This is a genomic window from Terriglobus albidus (assembly GCF_008000815.1).
Classification (GTDB): Bacteria; Acidobacteriota; Terriglobia; order Terriglobales; family Acidobacteriaceae; genus Terriglobus; species Terriglobus albidus_A.
Window position 1 is genome coordinate 6,299,667 of sequence record NZ_CP042806.1, and the last position, 19,428, is coordinate 6,319,094.

Annotated in this window: 17 protein-coding genes and 1 riboswitch; of the genes, 11 read left to right on the plus strand and 6 right to left on the minus strand. The window is 59.1% G+C overall.

The window, feature by feature from the left end:
• The first annotated feature begins 28 nt into the window (after positions 1 to 28).
• Positions 29 to 1,192, plus strand: a complete 1,164-nt coding sequence (locus FTW19_RS25190) for a glycosyltransferase (RefSeq protein WP_147650302.1) — start codon at positions 29 to 31, stop codon at positions 1,190 to 1,192.
• Between the two features lie 83 nt (positions 1,193 to 1,275).
• Here the strand turns inward: FTW19_RS25190 and FTW19_RS25195 are convergent, their stop codons facing one another.
• Both FTW19_RS25195 and FTW19_RS25200 read right to left on the minus strand, forming a co-directional pair.
• Positions 1,276 to 3,042: a glycoside hydrolase family 13 protein gene (locus tag FTW19_RS25195; protein ID WP_147650303.1), complete on the minus strand. Its 1,767-nt coding sequence runs from the start codon at positions 3,040 to 3,042 to the stop codon at positions 1,276 to 1,278.
• Positions 3,043 to 3,101: 59 nt separating this feature from the next.
• A complete protein-coding gene (locus tag FTW19_RS25200) occupies positions 3,102 to 4,424 on the minus strand; it encodes a zinc dependent phospholipase C family protein (RefSeq protein ID WP_246153490.1) in 1,323 nt (440 codons plus the stop codon).
• A 97-nt stretch (positions 4,425 to 4,521) separates the two neighbouring features.
• On the opposite strand from FTW19_RS25200, the gene FTW19_RS25205 reads away from it, so the two are divergent.
• From FTW19_RS25205 to FTW19_RS25225, 5 genes are all read left to right on the plus strand, one after another.
• Positions 4,522 to 5,385 (plus strand): hypothetical protein, encoded by an 864-nt coding sequence (locus tag FTW19_RS25205; RefSeq protein ID WP_147650305.1) that lies wholly within the window; start codon positions 4,522 to 4,524, stop codon positions 5,383 to 5,385.
• A gap of 93 nt (positions 5,386 to 5,478) precedes the next feature.
• Positions 5,479 to 6,942, plus strand: coding sequence for a circularly permuted type 2 ATP-grasp protein (locus FTW19_RS25210; RefSeq protein WP_147650306.1), 1,464 nt, complete (start codon positions 5,479 to 5,481; stop codon positions 6,940 to 6,942).
• 9 nt (positions 6,943 to 6,951) lie between these two features.
• On the plus strand, positions 6,952 to 7,938 hold the full coding sequence (locus FTW19_RS25215) for an alpha-E domain-containing protein (RefSeq protein WP_147650307.1): 987 nt from the start codon (positions 6,952 to 6,954) through the stop codon (positions 7,936 to 7,938).
• An 18-nt stretch (positions 7,939 to 7,956) separates the two neighbouring features.
• Positions 7,957 to 8,946, plus strand: a complete 990-nt coding sequence (locus FTW19_RS25220; protein WP_147650308.1) for a transglutaminase family protein — start codon at positions 7,957 to 7,959, stop codon at positions 8,944 to 8,946.
• Between the two features lie 13 nt (positions 8,947 to 8,959).
• Positions 8,960 to 10,600, plus strand: coding sequence for an amidase (locus FTW19_RS25225; protein WP_246153491.1), 1,641 nt, complete (start codon positions 8,960 to 8,962; stop codon positions 10,598 to 10,600).
• Positions 10,601 to 10,962: 362 nt separating this feature from the next.
• Here the strand turns inward: FTW19_RS25225 and FTW19_RS25230 are convergent, their stop codons facing one another.
• On the minus strand, positions 10,963 to 11,910 hold the full coding sequence (locus FTW19_RS25230; protein WP_222705507.1) for a small ribosomal subunit Rsm22 family protein: 948 nt from the start codon (positions 11,908 to 11,910) through the stop codon (positions 10,963 to 10,965).
• A gap of 126 nt (positions 11,911 to 12,036) precedes the next feature.
• On the opposite strand from FTW19_RS25230, the gene FTW19_RS25235 reads away from it, so the two are divergent.
• Genes FTW19_RS25235 through FTW19_RS25250 form a run of 4 tightly spaced genes read left to right on the plus strand, consistent with a single transcriptional unit; the run spans position 12,037 to position 14,355 of the window.
• Complete coding sequence (locus FTW19_RS25235; RefSeq protein ID WP_187143164.1) at positions 12,037 to 12,867, plus strand: putative bifunctional diguanylate cyclase/phosphodiesterase; 831 nt, start codon at positions 12,037 to 12,039, stop codon at positions 12,865 to 12,867.
• A 9-nt stretch (positions 12,868 to 12,876) separates the two neighbouring features.
• Entirely contained in the window at positions 12,877 to 13,452 is a 576-nt protein-coding gene (locus tag FTW19_RS25240; RefSeq protein ID WP_147650311.1) for a thioredoxin family protein, read from the plus strand.
• A gap of 19 nt (positions 13,453 to 13,471) precedes the next feature.
• Positions 13,472 to 13,900 carry a GNAT family N-acetyltransferase gene (locus tag FTW19_RS25245; protein ID WP_147650312.1) on the plus strand — a complete coding sequence of 143 codons (429 nt, stop codon included), beginning with the start codon at positions 13,472 to 13,474 and terminating at the stop codon, positions 13,898 to 13,900.
• Positions 13,901 to 13,950: 50 nt separating this feature from the next.
• Positions 13,951 to 14,355 carry a DUF6326 family protein gene (locus FTW19_RS25250; protein WP_147650313.1) on the plus strand — a complete coding sequence of 135 codons (405 nt, stop codon included), beginning with the start codon at positions 13,951 to 13,953 and terminating at the stop codon, positions 14,353 to 14,355.
• 11 nt (positions 14,356 to 14,366) lie between these two features.
• On the opposite strand, the gene shc is transcribed toward FTW19_RS25250, so the two are convergent.
• Both shc and FTW19_RS25260 read right to left on the minus strand, forming a co-directional pair.
• Positions 14,367 to 16,367, minus strand: coding sequence for a squalene--hopene cyclase (gene shc / locus FTW19_RS25255; RefSeq protein ID WP_147650314.1), 2,001 nt, complete (start codon positions 16,365 to 16,367; stop codon positions 14,367 to 14,369).
• Positions 16,367 to 16,969 (minus strand): TetR/AcrR family transcriptional regulator, encoded by a 603-nt coding sequence (locus FTW19_RS25260; protein ID WP_147650315.1) that lies wholly within the window; start codon positions 16,967 to 16,969, stop codon positions 16,367 to 16,369. Before FTW19_RS25260 ends, shc begins: the two co-directional genes overlap by 1 nt.
• Before the next feature lie 68 nt (positions 16,970 to 17,037).
• Between FTW19_RS25260 and FTW19_RS25265 the strand changes: the two genes are divergently transcribed.
• A complete protein-coding gene (locus tag FTW19_RS25265) occupies positions 17,038 to 17,850 on the plus strand; it encodes a GNAT family N-acetyltransferase (protein ID WP_187143165.1) in 813 nt (270 codons plus the stop codon).
• Between the two features lie 223 nt (positions 17,851 to 18,073).
• Here the strand turns inward: FTW19_RS25265 and FTW19_RS25270 are convergent, their stop codons facing one another.
• On the minus strand, positions 18,074 to 19,066 hold the full coding sequence (locus tag FTW19_RS25270; RefSeq protein ID WP_147650317.1) for a transaldolase: 993 nt from the start codon (positions 19,064 to 19,066) through the stop codon (positions 18,074 to 18,076).
• Between the two features lie 167 nt (positions 19,067 to 19,233).
• A riboswitch (adenosylcobalamin-variant (AdoCbl-variant) riboswitch) is annotated at positions 19,234 to 19,310 on the plus strand.
• The last annotated feature ends 118 nt before the right edge of the window (positions 19,311 to 19,428 follow it).

Genomic DNA, 19,428 nt, shown 5'->3' on the forward strand with positions numbered 1-19,428 from the left:
TAGACGGAGCACTGTTACGCTAGCTTGCATGAGGCAGCGCGTCGCCTATTTTCCGGACTCTTTTCATGAAGTCAATGGCGTCGCCCATACCAGTCGCAACTTCCAGGCCTTTGCCGAGCGCCACCAGCTCCCCTTCCTCTGCGTCCGCGCCGGATCGCGGGAGACTGTCTTTGAAGAGCACGGCAGCGTTCAGACGCTGGAGCTGCGGCGCAGCTTCGCCTCTGTTCCCATGGAGCGCGACCTGGCCTTCGATACCCTCTTCCTGCGCCACCTGCGCATGGTGCGCCTGCGGCTGGAGAGCTTCCGGCCGGACATCATCCATATCACCGGCCCCAGCGAGCAGGGTATCCTGGGCGCCATCTTCGCCTGGCGTATGGGGATTCCGCTAGCCGCAAGCTGGCACACCAACGTCCACGAGTACGCCGCCCGCCGCGCCGAATGGCTGACACGATTCTTCTCTCCTCGCGCCAAAGAGGCGACTGAACGTACGGTACAGGACGCAGCTTTGAACGCCACGGCCCGGTTCTATCGCCTGGCCAAGGTGCTCTTCGCTCCCAATGACGAGCTGTGCACACTGCTCACCAACGCCACCGGCAAACCCTGCCACCTGATGCAGCGCGGAGTCGAGACCAATACCTTCTCTCCGGCGTATCGCACCCGCCCACAGGACGACAAAGAGTTTGTCCTTGGCTTCGTCGGCAGGCTCTCCGTGGAGAAGAACGTCGCGCTGCTGCCCGTCATTCAGCGATCCCTCGAGTCACGCGGCATCACAAACTTCCGCTTCCTGGTCATCGGTCATGGCTCAGAAGATGCTTTGCTCAAAGCCGCCCTGCCCCGCGCCGAGTTCCCCGGCGTCCTGAAGGGAGCAGCACTTGCCACCGCCTACGCCAATATGGATGTCATGGTCTTCCCGTCGCATACCGACACCTTCGGCAACGTCGTGCTGGAAGCACTCGCCAGCGGAGTACCCGCTGTCGTCACACCGGACGGCGGCCCCAAGTACATCGTGCGCAACGACGAGACCGGCTACATCGCCACCGACGAAGGCTTTCCCGACGCCATCGAACGCCTTCTACGCGAGCCCACTACCCTGGCCCGCATGCGCCTTGCTGCACGTGAGTATGCGTTGCATTGCAGCTGGGATGCGGTGTTTGAGCGCGTCTACGACGCTTATGGGAAATTGAAGAATTGAATGATTGAATAATCTCTGCGCAGCCTAAAAGGCATAGCCCGCCAAGAGACATTTATTCAATCATTCAATTCTTAATCATTCAATCAATAATGGATTTCCCCGATATACACGCCGTACGGTTCGAGCTTCACGCCATCGAGGTTCATCGGTCCCATGCCGTAGTCGCTGCGCATCAGGCTGCGCAGAAACTGGCCGCGGAGACCGAGCTTTGTGATATCGCTCTTCAGATGCAGCGTGACCGGCTTATCCGAGAAATTACAGGCCACAACCACTGCCGGTGAGGTGGCTGTCACACCCTGATGTTTGCGCACCCAGACGAGCGCGTTGTCCGCGTCGTGGTTTAACAGGATCTGCTGGCCTTCCCGCATCGCGCGCCGGCTGCGGCGCAGTGCAATCAACTGCTCGTACCACTTCAGCAGCGATTGATCGTCTTTCTGTTCGGCCTCAACATTCACTGCCATCGACGAGGTCGGAATCGGCAACCAGGTCTTTGCCGCTTTGCTGAAGCCAGCCTCCGCTCCGCCGTCCCACTGCATGGGCGTACGCTCGCCGTCGCGGCCCTTCTCTTTTGGCCAGCCAAGAATGCCGATCGGATCTTTTACATCCTCTTTACGTTCCGGTGTTGCTGTAACCATGCCGAGCTCCTGCCCGTAATACAGCAGCGATGCGGAGCGCGAGGTCAGCAGAATCGTCGCCAGCACACGTGCTATCTCTTTGTTGTGCTGTCCGTCGCCATAGCGATCCCAACTACGCGGATTGTCATGGTTGTCGAAGACCAGCAGCGGCGCGTTGCCGTGGAGCTGTGTCTGTGCCGCCTCAAGCTTCTCGCGGAAGGCAGTGACATCCAGCTTGTTGGTGAAGCCCACGCCTGTATTCATGGGCAGTTGCAGCTCGTCGTTCTTTGCGCCATACCAACTGGCGAGTTCGGCGGCACTCTTCGTGTAGATCTCACCAACCAGAAGACGCTGCCCCGGCGCATTGTTGATCACGGAGCGCAACTCCCGCAGGATGCCGTGTATCTCCGGCAGCCCCATCTGCTGCGACTTGTCAACGTTGGGGTCTCCGAAAGCATTCGTTCCCGAAGACTCCTTCGCATCGGCCAGCGTCGGGTCTTCCAGCAAGGTATCGATCGCATCGAGCCGGAAGCCGGCGACGCCACGATTGAGCCAGAAGCGCGCCGCATCGAACATGGCCTGCTTCACCTGCGCGTTACGCCAGTTCAGGTCAGGCTGTTGCGGATAGAAGCAGTGGTAGTAAAACTGCCCGGTTTTCTCGTCGTACTGCCAGGCTGAGTGTCCGAAGAGGCTCTGCCAGTTGTTCGGCGGTGCGGGCTTGCCGTCAGTTCCCGCGCCTTTACCGTCACGCCATACGTACCAGTCGCGCTTGGGATTGTCCTTGCTCGACGCCGACTCCACAAACCACGCGTGCTTATCGGAGGTGTGGTTGAGCACCAGATCCATCAGCACGCGGATGTTGCGGCGGCTCGCCTCCTGTACCAGGTTGTCGAAGTCCTCCATGGTGCCGTACTGCGGGTCAATGGCCGTGTAGTCAGAGATGTCATAGCCGAAGTCGACCTGCGGCGAGGGATAGATGGGAGTGAGCCAGATGGCGTCGACGCCGAGTGACTGCAGATAATCCAGCCGCTGCGTAATCCCCTTCAGGTCACCAATGCCGTCGCCGTTCGAATCCTGGAAGCTGCGTGGATAGATCTCATAGATGACAGCGTGCTGCCACCACGGATCGGAAGACATACCCGAGCCCGCCCATCCTGGACGGGACAACATCTGCGCGCTCAAGCTCAGGGAAGACGCCAGCGCAGCGACTGCCAACATGCGGCGAAGGAAGACCATAGCTATTCAACCTTACTTTTGTTGGACGCAATCTGCACGCGTCGCGTAGTTACGGGAAATCAATTCGATACCTTAGCCTGTCCGGCTGCCACCCGCTGCTGCAGAGCTGCAAGCTGCAGGTGAATACGGTCCATCTCCTTTTGCGACACATGGTTCTCGCCGGCGGGAGCGTCGGCATAGAAGTGCACCAGGTGTTCCAGAACGGCCGCGGGCACGGGCTCGGCGTTCGGTTTCAGATACTCGTGCAACAGCCGCTCATGGGTCCGATCGGACAGGCGATATTGCCCAAGCCGCATTAGATCGCCAGTGTCGAGATTCGCGCCGCCCAACGCCAGTGCAACCGTAGAGATCTCCGCCGTGTCAGCCTGGCCATTGCTGGATGCAAGTTGCTTCAGATACTCGTCATAACGATCGACGGTCTGATTCACGCTTTTGATGTAGCCATCTTGCTGCGTTGCATTGGGGATCGTTGGCTTCAACACCTTCAGAGGACCGATCTTCGGCAGCAGCTTCACCAGAAAGGCCAGAAACCTGGTTCTGAAGCTCGGCTTCGAGTAATTGTTGCCCCAATGCTTTTCAAACTCCGTGCGCCGAAGCCGATAGATAAACTTGCGTTTGTTGAAGCCTGGATTCTCCTTTTCAATCTGCTGCGCATAGGCGGTTGCGGCGACGACCGTCATCTTTGGGATGAGCTCGGAAACCGCGTTGCGGTAGGTGGTAATGGCATGGTCTTCATCGTGCAGTAACTCCTTGAGCTTCATGCCGTAGGTTTCTTCAAAGGCGCGGTCGAGCAGCGGCTTTGCAACCTGAAAGCCGATGAAGTCGCGGTAGTTGTCCTGGGAGTAACGGCCATGCGCGACCTCCACGACGTCGAAACCAAACTCCGTACGGATATGTGCGACTTTGGCCTGTTCGTAGGTCACCACATCTCCATACTTCTTTTTCAGCTTTGGATTTTCTTCCGCGGTCAGCCGGTTGATATAAGGATGGCCCACCGCATCGGCCGTATAGTGTGCCAGCGCTCCGAGAGCAAAGGCTAGCTCATCCGCATTGCCGGCATCGTGCAGCAAAGCCTCAACGAAGGCTCCTGTCCGAACGTAGTGGAGCATGTCCGAATAGAACTTATTCCCAAAGGGGTAGTAGCCAAGATCCTGGATTAAACAGCCTCCGTAGGCATAGGAATGTGCTTCCCGCAGTTGATCGGCTGTCAATCCGGGATAGCGTGCCTGCAGCAGGGGGACCAGATAGGGGGTCCATGCCATGTCGATTACTTCCTCATGCGACAACACACTGTAAGCATTTGCCGTAGTTGCCCCCAGGAATGGCAGCAACAACGACAGGCACACAACACGGGTAAATCCCTGGAATGGTCGAAGAGCCATGACGTTTTTCATGACATAGGATGCAGATTCCGAAAAAGGCGCATCGCAGGCAACACCAGCCCGATGAGCGTGTGTCTCACAAGACCGGAGGTGAACTATGTCTTCCAGGATTCTCCCGGCCCTTTTCCTCGTCTCGGCGGTTGCTGTTGCGCAACAGACCGCACCGAATAGCGTAGGAAGCCAGGGCACCAGCACCCAGGTTCAACAGGGCACACAGACCCAGGTGCAGGGTGCACAGAGGGGCAACAACACTACGGCCCAGGCAGTACAGGCCACTAACCTTGATGCGGAACTGAAGTCGAGTCTCGACTCGAAGAAAGCAAAGCAGGGCGATCAGGTCACGGCTGTCACAAAGTCGGCCGCCGTCTTGAACAACGGCACTACCCTCCCCAAGGGTACGACCTTGATCGGCCATGTCACCGATGCCGCCGCCTACAGCAAGCAGGCGGGTACAGGTTCTGTGACATTCCTCTTCGATCAGGCGAAAACCAAAGAAGGCAATACGATCCCCATCTACGCCGTTGTCCGCGATCTGAAACCATCCCTGATGTCCCAGTACCAGATGAGCCAGACCGGCGGCGGCAATGCTGATCCCGGCATGGCAGCGCCTGCACCGGCGCCTGATCCCTCAGGTGGCGGTGGGGCTGCTCCTTCTGCGGGGGGTGTGGTCGGCAACACCGTGGGCGGAGTGCGCGGGGCAGCAACGAACACCGTAAATCGCGCCGGCCAGACAGTAGGCGGTGTCGGCAATCGAGCTGAAGATGCTGTAGGTTCAACAGCCGGTCAGGTCTCCGGCGCTGGAACGGTTGGGGCGAACGGGGCTGTTCAGACGGCGATCCCGGGCGTGATGCTGTCCGGTGCGGCGGATGCCTCCAACTCCGGCACTGTGGCCGCCAGCGGACAGAACGTGCACGTCGACAGCGGCTCGCAGATGACGCTCGCAGTCGCCGCACGGCAGTAAATCCCCGGAAACTGCGGTTTAGAGTCAACCGGCCGCGGCATTTGCAGTTTGACTGCGATGCCGCGGCCTCTATACTCAAACCACAGTTTCCAGATGGGTACACTTCAGACCAGCCAGTTCAAGATGCCGGCGCTCCAGAATTACCTTCTGGACAACGCCTACGACGAGATGTTCGCCTCGCCCGAGGCGCTGCACCCTCATTACCAGTTATTGCTGAATCACTTTACGTCTCTCCCACACACGGAGCTCCAGCGCCGCAAACAGGCGGCCGATCTCTCCTTCCTGAACCAGGGCATCACCTTCACGGTCTATGGCCGCGAGGAAGGTACCGAACGTATCTTTCCCTATGACCTTCTGCCTCGCGTGATTACCGCGCAGGAGTGGGCAACGGTGGAACGCGGCCTGACGCAGCGTATTACCGCGCTGAATCTCTTCCTGCGCGATATCTATCACGAGGGACGCATCCTCGCCGACGGCATTGTGCCGCGCGAGGTCGTGTACTCCTGCAAGCAGTTCCGCCGCCAGATGGTGGGCCTGCAGGTGCCCCGCAATATCTATATCGCGGTCACCGGCACCGACCTCATCCGCCTGGAGAACGGCGAGTTCGTCGTCCTGGAAGACAACCTGCGTGTTCCCTCGGGCGTGAGCTACATGCTCACCAACCGGCGCGTGATGAAACGCATCTTCCCTCAGCTCTTCCGCAGCTACAACGTCCGCCCGATCGAGCAGTACACGCAGTTGTTGCTGGGTACGCTGCGTTCACTGGCGCCTGAAGGCCGCCCTGAACCCAATATCGTGCTGCTGACGCCTGGCGTCTTCAATTCCGCCTACTACGAGCACGCCTACCTCGCGCGCCAGATGGGCATTGAGCTGGTAGAAGGCCGCGACCTGGTGACACACGACAACGTCGTCTATATGCGGACAACCTCAGGTCTGCGTCGTGTCGATGTGATCTACCGCCGCGTGGATGATGATTTCATCGATCCGCTGGCCTTTCGGGGTGACTCCATCCTCGGTGTCTCTGGTCTGTTCAATGCCTATCGCGCCGGCAACGTAACGCTCGCAAATGCCTTTGGCACCGGCGTGGCTGACGATAAGGCGCTCTATGCCTACGTCCCCGACATCATCAAGTACTACCTGAGCGAAGAGCCTGTGCTGAAAAACGTGGAGACCTTTCTCTGCGCCCGCGAGAAGGACCGCAAACATGTACTCGCCAACCTGGACAAGTTTGTCGTCAAGGCCGTCGGCGAAAGCGGAGGCTACGGCATGCTGGTGGGGCCGCAATCCACCGCGGCGCAGCGCGAGGAGTTTGCGCGGCGCATCGAGGCCGATCCACGGAACTACATCGGACAGCCGACCATCAGCTTCTCCCGCGCTCCATGCATGTTCGATGACCAGCTCGAGCCGCGCCACGTGGACCTGCGCCCGTATGTGCTGTATGGCGACAAGGTCAGCATCGTGCCCGGCGGCCTGACACGCGTGGCGTTACGCAAAGGATCGCTTGTCGTCAACTCGTCGCAGGGCGGCGGCAGCAAAGACACCTGGGTGTTGAGCTAAGGAGAGATCATGCTATCTCGCGTTGCAGACAGTCTCTACTGGATGAGCCGCTATCTTGAGCGCGCCGAGCACACCACACGTCTGCTCGATGTGAATCTCAATCTCATGCTCGATGAGTCTTCTTCAGGCGCCGATCATCGCTGGCAGCGCATGGTGGCGGCTCTTGGCCGTCCGGCGGGTGCGGCTTGGGAAGACGATCCTTACAAGCTTTCGCACACCCTTACCTTCGACACCGCCAATCGCATCTCAGTGCTCTCCTGCATCATCGCGGCAAGAGAAAATGCGCGCCATGTCCGCGAACAGATCTCCACTGAGATGTGGCACCGGCTCAACTCGCTCTACCTGGCCGTCACCCGGCCTGAGATGCATAGCGATATGCATGCCGAAGCTCTGTTGAGTGGAGGCCAGGAACCGGGCGAGTTTCTGCAATCTGTGATGGAAGCCGTCCATCAGTTCCAGGGTGTGACTGACTCCACCATGTCGCATGGCGAGGGATGGCATTTCATCCAGGTAGGCCGCTACATCGAACGCGCCTCCGCCACCGCCATGCTGCTGGAGGCATATCACCACGATCTCTGGAAGCATCCGGAACGCATTCCCGAAGGCAACGAATACCTCGAGTACATGGGGCTGCTGCGCAGCGCCACGGCCTTTGAGGCCTATTGCAAGGTCTACACCGCCGATCTCACACCCGAGCGCATTCTTGAGTTTCTTCTGCTCGATGAGAACTTCCCACATTCGCTGCGCTTCTCGATCGAGAGCCTGGTCAGCGCACTGGATGCGATTCAGCGAGAGAGCGGCAAGTCACGAACTGAAAACCTCACGCGGCTTGCGGGCCGGCTGCAGGCAAGCCTGCGCTACTCCAGCGTCGAAGAGATTCTGCGAGGAGATGTTGTAGGTTACCTGCAGGACATCCTGCGTGAATGCCGCGACATCCATTGCGCCATCTACGAGCTGTACATCGATTACTCGATTCAAACCGCCCTGGCCGGCTAAGGGGAAAAAGGAAACGCGATGTACTATTCAGTCCGCCATCTGACGAAGTTCCTCTACAGCGACCCGGTAAGCGAGTCCATCATGGAGACGCGCATGCATCCGCGCTCTGACGCTAACCAGCGCTGCCTCAATTACCAGCTCTCAGTCACGCCACGCTGCCGCGTCTTCAGCTACCGCGATCATCTGGCGAATCACGTCCATCACTTCGATATTCCCGGACAGCACACACAGCTTGTGATTGTCGCTGAGTCTCTGGTGGAGATCGCCCCGATACCGCAGGTGCCTGCATTTCTCGCGCCGGATGCATGGAAGGAGCTCGATTTTTTGATCGAGCAAGGTGACTACTGGGAGATGCTCTTCCCCAGCGAATTTGCGATGCCAACGCCGGCCCTGGACGAGCTTGCCGAAAACCTGGAAGTGACTCGCCGCGACGATCCGCTGCAGGTGCTGCATGAGTTGAATGAGCGGCTCTACAAGTACTTCGACTACAAGCCCAAGTCCACCAAGGTAGATTCGCCGATCGACGTCGCCATCAACCATCGCATGGGTGTATGCCAGGACTTCGCGCACATCATGATCACGCTGGTGCGTTCGAAGCTGCGGATTCCCTGCCGCTACGTCTCCGGCTATCTTTTTCACGGCAACGAAGACCATGACCGGTCGGTCGCATCGGCCACGCACGCATGGATAGAGGCGCTGGTGCCACAGCTTGGCTGGGTGGGCTTCGACCCCACCAACTGGCTCATCGCCGGGGACCGTCATATCCGTACTGCCATCGGGCGCGACTATGCCGATGTACCGCCGACACACGGCATCTTCCGCGGCCTTGCCAACTCGGAGCTCACCGTCGCCGTCCGTGTGACGCAAAGCGAAGGCACACCGTTGCTCGATCAGGAACTGCCGGTGCCGGAGGATTGGTCGATCCTGGTGGAGAGAGCGCAACAGCCGCCATCGCCGCCCCTGGTGAACCTTACACAGCTTCAGCAGGCGCAACAACAACAGCAGTAACTACGGAGCCACCATGTACTTCGTAAAAGCCGCACTTCTCTGCACGCTGCTGAGCGTGCCTGCTGTCGCCGCTACACCAACGCCGGCAAAGATGGACCAGGATCTCCTTGAGGTCTCTGTCACGAAGCTGCATACGCTCTACCGCGCACATACCTATACCGTCCGCCAGGTCACGGAGTGGTACCTTGCGCGCATTGCGAAGTACAACCCGGCGTACAAGCCGATCCTTGAGCTGGACCGCGAAGGAGCCTTGAAGCGCGCTGATCTGGAAGATGCGGAAGCGAAGTCTCCGGCTGCGCTGGCAGCAAAACTGAAGGCCCAGCCGCTCTGGGGCGTTCCCATTGTTATCAAGGCCAACACCAGCATCGAGGACCGCGTGACCAGCGATGGGTGGACCGGCTTCCTGCAACCCGGTCATGAATTGATTGCACCACGCGACGCGCAGATTGTGGCGCACTTCAAATCTGCTGGCGCCATTATCCTTGGCCACACCAACATGCCGGACTTCGCCGCCAGCGACACCAACAACAGCAGCGCCGGCGGACGCACCGGCAACGCGTACAACGTGCGCTACTCGCCCGGCGGCTCCTCCGGCGGAACGGCGACGGCGGTCGCGGCGAACCTTGCGGTTCTGGGCCAGGGCACCGATACCTCGAACTCGATTCGTAATCCAGCCTCAACCGATTCGCTCGTCGGCTTTCTGCCCACACGCGGTCTGGTCAGCATTGCCGGCATCGCACCCCTGGACTGGCTGATGGACGATACCGGACCGCTGGCGCGGAATGTCACCGATGCCGCCATCGCACTGGAAGTGATGGCAGGTGAAGACAAGCTGGACGATCGTACCGCCGGCTCAGCCGCCAAGGAGCCGCCCCAATTCACGCAGTATCTAAAAGCCGATGCGCTGAAGGGCAAACGCTTTGGTGTGCCCAGCTTCATCATCAACAATCAGGGCACTGCGCTCAGCTCCACAGGCGCTACGCGCAGTCTTGCTCTTCGGCCGGAAACACAGGCTGCGTTTCTGAAAGCGATTGAGGGCCTTCGTGCTGCGGGCGCAACCATCGTGGAAGACGACACCATCCTTCCGGCAAGTTTCGAGACCCTGCTCCGCGCTATCAGCACCGGACCCTACCGCGCCGAAGGGTTTGAAGATTTCCTGAGAGACTTTGGCCCCACCGAATATAAGTCGCCGGCGGCCTTCGAACAGGCTACCGGTCAAAAGCTGCCCGGTTTTCTCTTAGGCCAGGGCCGCGGCAATGCGCCTGCGGCTTCGCAACGCCGCCTGGAAGACGATCCGAAAGCCAAAGAGACCTTCTGGGATCCGCAGGCAAAGGCGCTGGCCGCGTACAACGAGACGCTCGAACGCCTGCACCTTGATGGCATGGTTTATCCGGCATTGCAGATGCCACCGAATGATGAGATCGCTCCGCAACCTGACGGGAAACCGTCCACCGGACCGCACAGCAACACCGGCTGGGTAAACCGAATCGGCGTTCCCGCCGTCGCAGTACCCGGTGGTTTTTACGACAACGGTCTTCCCTTCGGTCTGGAGATTAGCGGCAAGGCCTGGCAGGACGGTGCCTTGCTGGGCTACGCATACGCGTACGAACAGAAGACGCACCATCGCAAGCCACCTGTGCTAGCGACGGAATAGACAATCTCTGCTTGCTGGGGAACCTTACTTGGATTGGAACCGCATGTGAGTCCGCCCACAGCGGCGACAACGCCACGGCTTTAGACCCACAAGGGAAGCAATGATTTCAAATAAACCGCTCGCCGGACGACGCTCCAAGGTCACGCCGATGCAGTTTGAACATTCTCTACTACTCATGGATACAGAACGTGCTCCGATCTTCAAGTCTCTGGTTCAACCGAGACGGATACAAGGCAAATAAAGCGATAAACCTAAGTGTCTTTGATGCAATGGAAGAGAGATGAGCACCCGGTAAATTTTTGTAATTTTGGTAACCAGGGCGGGAGCGGTACTACATTGCTTAGTTAGTAATCTACCAGATTCTACTGTTCGCTATCCAACACTGAATCAAGGGTTTCGCCCCAGTCCACCCTGCGAGCCTGCTTATAGCTTGTATCCCGCTTCCGAATTACAGGCTGGGTCATCGATCCATCGGCATTGCAGAGTTTCAATGAGATCAAACCGCTGTTGATCTTTGGGCGCGTCAGCACGCGTGAACCATGCCCCACTGGACGTTCGTGACCTACGGCCAGATAGAGAAACTTTTCATCCTCCCATGGCACATCCCCCTGCTTTACCAGGCGGTGCATGCGACTCCGCTCGACTCTTTCGGCGAAGTGACACCAGTCGGGACTCACGAGAGGACAGGCAAAGGCATGCGGACAGGGGGCAAGCATCTGTGCCCCTGCATGTAGCAGGGCGGTCCGTGCATGCAGGATGCGCTGCCATCCGGCGGGAGTACCGGGTTCCACCAGCAACAGTACGCCGGCGGTTGCCGACCATAGGCGTTCAACCAGCAGCCGCTGTGCAGACGCGGAAAGCTCGGAAAGAACATACGCGCATGTCACCAAATCGAAGCGACGACTGATTGCAACCGAAGCCAGATCCCCAGTCTGCCACTCTGCCGAGATGCCCGACGCTGCGATCAAGGGCTCCCCGACCCGGCGAATAGGACCGCTGCCCTCAAGCAGGAGAGCCTGTTGCAGCGATGGCCACACGTCGCCGGCAGCCAGTACAGCCGTGCCCGGCCCGCTGCCGGCATCGAGCTGTGTTGCCGGGGCAAACTCCGGATATACGCCAGCCGTCTCCGCCATGGCGCGACGTATGGCGCTGAAGGTTGCGGGAAAGCGGACGGCAAGGTAGGCCGCCGCCGCCAGATCAGTACTTAAATGAGCGCTGGCAGTCGGTACCTCCGTGCGGTACCGTTGTGAGAGCACTTCGGCCGCCTGCTGCAACTGCTTGAGCGGAAGCCCTTCTAATTGTTGTTCCACCGCTTGGCGGATCTTGGCAGGTACCTGCATCCTATTGAAAAATGGGACTTCGAGCTTCTTCCAGAGGGTAATAGCCGGAAAGTTGCATTGCTGGGCCCCTTAGCGAGACCTACGATGAAGGACGTTATGAAACACGAAAATCCTCCCCATACTGAGCATATCCCGATGAAGGGTGGACTTGCCCGGGCGCTGGAGCGCGGGGAGTTGACCCTTCATTTTCAACCGAAGATCGACATGAAGCCGACCGAAGGCGCGACCGGCGTTGTCGTGGGATATGAGGCCCTGTTGCGCTGGCAGAACCCGATCGTCGGCTCCATCTCGCCCGGTGACTTTCTCTCCTGGGCTGAGCGCAGCAACGAGGTCCGCACCGTAGGTTACTGGGTTGCCGATCAGGCCCTGCGGCAACTGGCCGCATGGCGGGCGAGCGGCCTTGCGACACCGCATACGCGCGTCTCCATCAATCTTCTGGGACGGCAGCTGAACGATCCCCTGCTGCTCGATGAACTGCTTGCCGCCGCGGAACGTCATCACCTGAAGCCAGACGATCTTGAGCTTGAAGTCACCGAAGCCACGCTGGACGAAGAGGCTGCCGGCCTGAATGCGCTGCGTCAGCTCAAGGATGCGGGCTTCCGTATTCATCTGGATGACTTCGGCGCGGGCTACTCATCGCTGAGCTACCTGCATCGCTTCCCCTTCGACTGCGTGAAGATCGATCGCACCGTGGTCGCGGACATGGATCGCGAATCGCAGAGCCTGTCGCTTACCAAAACCGTCGTGGCTCTGGGCCAGAAGCTTCGCCTGCAGGTGATTGCCGAAGGTATTGAGACCGCGGAGCACGTGAACATGCTGCTCGAGATGGGATGCCATCTCGGTCAGGGCTTCTACTTCGCTCGTCCCATGCCGGCTGTTGCGATTGAGCGCTGGCTGCTGGCGGAGCCGACACAGCAAACGGCGTAAAATCGCCGCATGTCCCGAACTCCGTCCACGATGGTGGCGCTGGGCACGGTTGCCCCGCCGTTTGAGCTTACCGATGTGATCACCGGCAAGGCCGTTGGCCGCGATGATGTTGCCGCGGATACCAAGGGCCTGCTGGTGATGTTCGTATGTCCGCACTGCCCATATGTCAAACATGTCGAAGCGGAGCTGGGCCGCATCGGCAAAGACTACCAGGGAAAGATCGGCATCGTGGCGATCAACGCCAACGACGTCAGCCAGTACCCCGAAGACAGTCCCGAACACATGAAGGAGCAAGCCAGCCACAATGGCTGGACCTTCCCCTATCTTTATGACGAGACGCAGGAGGTCGCTCGCAGCTATGACGCAGCCTGCACACCCGATCTCTTCCTCTTCGATGCAGACCAGAAGCTGGTCTATCGCGGTCAACTGGACGACAGCCGGCCGCAGCGGAAGGACTTTGGCAACGATCTTCCGGTAACCGGCAAGGACCTGCGAGCGGCGATCGATATGGTACTGGCAGGAAAGCGCCCTGACCCGAACCAGAAGTTCTCGATTGGCTGCAACATCAAGTGGAAGGGTGAGTAGAAGACACTTATCCCCGGCGATGATCACGATCCGTCCCGTTACCGAAGACGATGCAACCGAAGTAGCCCGGCTCGCAGGCGAGCTGGGCTATTCCACTACGCCCACTGAGATCGCGGAACGCATCGCGCGCCAGACGAAAGTGCCTGGACGCGCTGTCTTTGTCGCCTGCGATAGTGAGCGGGTTGCAGGGTTCATCGACCTCTCCACAGAGATGCATCTGCACACCACTCCGAAAGGCCGCATCGACGGCCTGGTGGTCAGTGAGAGTGTCCGCGGCAAAGGTGTTGGTGCGCTGTTGTGCCGTCATGCGGAAGAGTGGGCGCGACAGCAGGGCCTGAAGACGATGATGCTGACCTCGCGATCTACACGCGAGCGGGCACATGCCTTCTACGAACGCGATGGCTACCGGCGTACAAAGACGTCATACCTTTTCGAGAAAGAGCTGTAGCGTGCGATACACTTCCTGCGAACTGCACTTCCAGGTAAGGGGAGCGTCTTTTGCTGGACGATATCAAGGTGCATGTACGGTTCAAGCTCTCTGCTTTATGGTGCTCCGTGATGTTCTGCTACATCTACGGTGACTACTTCGAGCTCTATCAGCCTGGGAAATTACCGCAGATGTTATCCGGCAGGACAGCATTGGGCTCGACAACCCAGGGTGCTCTCCTGGGAATGGCCGCAGTCATGGCGATTCCAAGCCTGATGGTCTTTCTATCACTCACTCTGCCGGCAGCCGTCAGTCGCTGGCTGAACATTGTCTTCGGCGTCCTGTACACGGTGATCATGGTGCTGGCCATACAGGGAAGCTGGCACTTCTATGCATTTTTCGGAATGGTCGAGATGATGCTGACGCTTGCGATTGTCTGGTATGCCTGGACCTGGCAAAAACAGTCAGCCTCATAACTCACACACAACTAGATCGTTGCCTGCATTCTCATGGGAGCTCGCATAAGCTCCCTGCGATAGGTCGCAAGCGCCAACGCCGGGAAGTACATCCGGTAGAGGTGATAGCTGAGGTAGAAGACATTGGGGAAGCCTGTTCCCGTCGTCAGCGCTTCATCCCAATCGCCATCGGCCCGCTGATTTTCGAGTAGCCACTCTATGCCGCGCTGCACCTGCGACGAGCGCCCCTTACCAGAGGCCATCAGGCCCACCAGAGCCCACGCGGTCTGCGTCGGTGTGCTCTCTGCGGCGACAAAACGATCAACCTCATAGCTGACACAGCTTTCGCCCCAGCCGCCATCCTTGTTCTGCACCGAGAGCAACCATCGCGCTGCTTTCTCCACTGCGCTGTGCGCACGGGAGTCTCCGGTGGCAATAAGACCGCGCATCGCCAGAAAGGTGCCGTAGACATAGTTCACACCCCAACGTCCGTACCAGCTTCCATTCTGTTCCTGCGAACTGAGCAGGTACTGCACTCCCTTAACGATTGCGGGGTGCTTCGGCCCGAGACCGCGCTTGCTCAAGGCCTCCAACACCCGGCCGGTGATATCGGCGCAGGTGGGGTCGAGCATGGCATTGTGATCCGCGAAAGGAACCTTGTTCAGCAGTTGCCAGTCGTTATCGACATCGAAGGCAGCCCAGCCTCCGTCTGCCGATTGCATGCCGAGAAGCCAGTCGATGGCCCGTTGCTCCGCACGCGCCTGTCGCCCAGGATTTGAGGCGCGGATGTGCTGCAGCGCAAGCAGCACCATCGCCGTATCGTCGATATCGGGGTAGAAGTCGTTGGCGAACTCAAAGGCCCAGCCGCTGGGACGAAGGTTTGGGCGCTTGGCAGACCAGTCGCCCTTGCGCCGCACCTCTTTGCTCAGCAGCCAGTCGGCAGCGCGCGTCATTGATTCGGTGTCGATGTCTCCGGTCTCACCGAGAGCGAAGGCAGCAATGGCGGTGTCCCACACGGGAGATTTGCAGGGCTGAAACTCGATGACGTCTTCGCGCTCCAGAAGCAGTTCATCGAAATGGCGGATCGCCTCGATCATGTCGGGCTGGTCACGCTCATAGCCGAGAGAATCCATGGCCATGATGGCGTACATCATCGAGGGATAGATGGCGCCCAGGCCTTCGGAGTGCTGCAGATGCTCCAGCATCCAGCGCTCGGCGGCGGCAATCGCACGGCCGCGGATCTTCTGCACACCTCGACGCTCCCAGTGTTTGAGCAGCTTGTCGGCATGAAGAAAGAGCTCGGAGGTAAGGTCCTTGCGCGGCATGGTGATCGGCGAGCCGGGATAGATCAGCTCCTGCAGCGTCATGCCCGAGGGAGCTGTACGCTGCGCGCCCAAACCCTGAATGATGGAGAGCGGCACAATGATGGTGCGTGTCCACGACGACATCTCGTAGAGAAAGCTGCCCGGCACAATCATGATCTCCGCCGGCACCGTGGGAACAAACTCACGCGGGAACAGACCGAAGAGGCTCAGGTTGATCTTGGTGTAGCTGTTGCATGCCTGCAACCCGCCAAGCTCCAGAATGCGCTCGCGAGCGGCGCGCATGCACCGGGAGTCCACATCCTCACCCATGATCTTGAGCGCGGTATAGGCCTTCACTGTTGCGTTCACATCGGCTTCGCCCTGGGCGAAGAGATTCCATCCGCCGTCGGCAAGCTGACAGGCCTTTAGATAACGGACGAGCTTCGCTGTACGCTGGGCGCATGGGGGAGTCCACGCACCGCCCTCCTCCGGTGGGAAGAGCCAAAGCTGCAGCAACACGTAATCGGAAGCCAACGTGGAGTCTGCCGTGAGGTCGCCACACCAGTAACCATCGGCGTGCTGCTTCCGCAGCAGAGCCTCGGCCGTCAACGACAACTGCTGCTCCAGCTGGGTGATGCTCTGCTGGCTGAGCTCTTCGTTCTGCTGGTCTAATTCAAGACTACCGACGCTTACGATGGCTGGAACGGCACTGCCGAACTGCTCTCTCATCAGGCCTTCCCTCTCCTGCTCTTACGCTTGGATGTCGACTGCGGTTCCGCGGTACACATCTCTTTCAGTCGCGTCATGATCTGTGCGCGGCGCTCGCCGGTACAGATGGCGTCGTCGAAGCCGAACATCTCGGTGAACCAAAGGCCATCCACCGCCAGCCGCACAATTGTCGCAGTAATAGGGTCTATCCCATCGTGCTCCAGTAAAGCCTGCCAGCGCGCGTAAGCCTCACGCATGGGCTCCACGAGTTTCATATCCGTGGAGGCAGCGGCAATCGCCGAGGCAAAAACGTCCAGACGCTCTGGAGAGAGGCCTGCATCCTGCGCCCAGCGGCCTTCGAGTGACGCCAGAACAAAGGCCAGCGTATTGCGCCCGGGTCTGTCAGGAAGCTCTGCCTTGGCTGTCGCGAGATCACGATCGAAGTACTCAATGGTGCGCGCCACCAGTCCGGCGACCAGCTCTTCCTTGGAAGGAAAGTGATACAGCAGCCCTCCCTTGCTGACCTGGGCTCTCTCGGCAACGCGGTCGAGGGTCAACTGCTGCGAGCCCTCTCTGCGGATCAGAGTCTCGGCGCTTTTAAGAATTGTGTCGCGCTTGCTCATTGCGCAATTAGTATACCGTCCAGACGGTACAGTAACCCTTTTATCCGTAAGCCTCTATGCTGGAGCGAATGTTCGCTGACCTATCTCTCGCCCATCGGCTGGAGCTCGCCGAAGGCCATGCCTGCCTGGATTTCGCTCATACCCGCAAACGCCTTACCCCCGAAAGCAGCACTGCCTGGGATGCGGCGCATGGCGCCATTGCGGTTTTCGACGGACCCGACTCTCCGCTGACTCAAACCTTCGGCCTGGGAATCACAAGTCGGGATAGCTATGAAGGAAGCCTTGAAATGCTGGAGCAGTTCTTCTTCTCGCGCGGCGCCCCGGCCAACCACGAGGTCTCGCCGCTGACTGGTCTCGCGCTGCATCAACTGCTCTGCAAACGCGACTATCAGCCGATCGAGATGAGCAGTGTGATGTATCAGCCCGCGCATTGCCCTGAGGTCCCCGCAGTCGTCGATGTGCGCATCGTGAAGCAAGACCAGGCTGACCTGTGGGGCCGCGTTGGCGCGGATGCGTGGGCGGCAGACCATCCTGAGTTCCGAGAGTTCCTGCTGGATATGGGAAAGATCTCGACCAGCCGGGAGAATACCCACTGCTTTCTCGCAATCGTCGATGGAGAGCCGGCGGCGACGGCAGTACTGCACGTGCATGGCGGTGTAGCGCTCTTTGCCGGTTCTGCGACTCTTCCTGGTTTGCGACGGCGTGGAGCACAGTCAGCGCTGCTCAACGCACGTATGCGTCATGCCTGCGCACTGGGATGTGACCTCTTCATGATGGTGTCTGAGCCAGGCAGCACTTCACAACGTAATGCTGAACGCAATGGTTTCCGTATTGCCTATACACGGACGAAGTGGCAGCTTGTTCCACCGGCGATTGGTTAACCGAAAACTGGGTGTCCCATCCATCGCGTACGGGGTCCCCGACGAACTTGTTCGTTGGGGTGTAACGCGATGGGTGGGATGTAGGTAAAGCCGCAACAATACGATTCGAGCTACGCTCGAATTTCCCACCCATTGCTACGCAATGGATGGGGCACCCAGTTTAGTGGTAGTTCTTAAAAACGAAACGCTCCCCGAAGGGAGCGTTTCCTGTTCTTGATCACGCTTACGCTGTGACCGGCTCGGCGATCTCCTTGAGACGCTTCTCGAGCAGAGCTTCCAGCTCCTCGAGCGCCTTGGAGAAGCCCTCGATGCCTTCCTTCAGCTTGTCATGAGCCATGCGGTCCTCGGCATGCATCTTCTCGAAGGTAGCCTGATCGATCGTGATCTTCTCGATCTCCTGCGCCTTGGCCTTCTCAGCATCCAGCTTCTTCTCGAGCGGTGCGTCCTTGGAGTCCAGCTCTTCGAGCAGCTTGGGCGAGATGGTCAGAAGGTCGCTTCCGGCCAGCTCAATGATCTCGCCGATGTTGCGGAAGCTGGCGCCCATCACCTGGGTCTTGTAACCGAACTTCTTGTAGTAGTTGTAGATGCGGGTAACTGACTGCACGCCGGGGTCATCGGCGCCGGTGTAGTCCTTACCGGTGTCCTTCTTGTACCAGTCGAGGATGCGGCCGACAAACGGGGAGATCAGCGTGACCTTCGCTTCGGCGCAGGCAATGGCCTGGTGGAGACCGAAGAGCAGCGTCAGGTTGCAGTGGATGCCTTCCTTCTCCAGCTCCTCAGCGGCTTTGATACCTTCCCAGGTCGAGGCAATCTTGATCAGGATGCGCTTGCGGCTGATGCCGGCATCTTCATACTGCTTGATGATGTCGTGAGCGACAGCGATCGTCTTCTCTTTGTCGTAGGAGAGGCGAGCGTCCACCTCGGTCGACACGCGGCCGGGAACGATCTCAAGAATCTTCTTGCCGAAGGCGACGGCCAGCGTCTTGAAGGCTTCGGCGGCAATCGCCTTATCGTCGGCGTTGGCGCCGGCCTTCTGCTTGGCTTTCTTCAGCACTTCGTCCACGATGTGCGAATAGGCGGGCATGATCGCCGCGGCGGTGATCAGGGACGGGTTGGTGGTGGCGTCAGTCGGCTTAAATTTCTCCATCGACTGCATATCGCCGGTGTCGGCTACGACGGTTGTGTACTGCTTGAGCTGCTCCAAAAGGGTCGCCATTGGAAAGTTCTCCTCGCACTTTAAGACTACACCTTCCAGAGGAACAGCTGTTGTGGTCCTACCAATACATCGCTCCCCGCTGGAATCCATAGCCCCGCCCACATTTCCACATCGACCGCAATATCTTGGGTTGCTTTCTAATGGATCGCAAGCTACTGTGGAGGAACTTCACGATGTGCAGGGAAAGACCGGTGGAAACCCGGCACTGTCCCGCAACGGTTAAAGTCCGAGCACCTGCCGTGAGGAATACGCAATCATCGTCCCCGCGGAGGGAATGGCGTGGTCAGCGGCTCAGGTGCCTTTTTTGCGCTCGCACCCTGGAAGCCCTCCTCTCCCGCCACGACCGCAGAGGCCGGTGACAA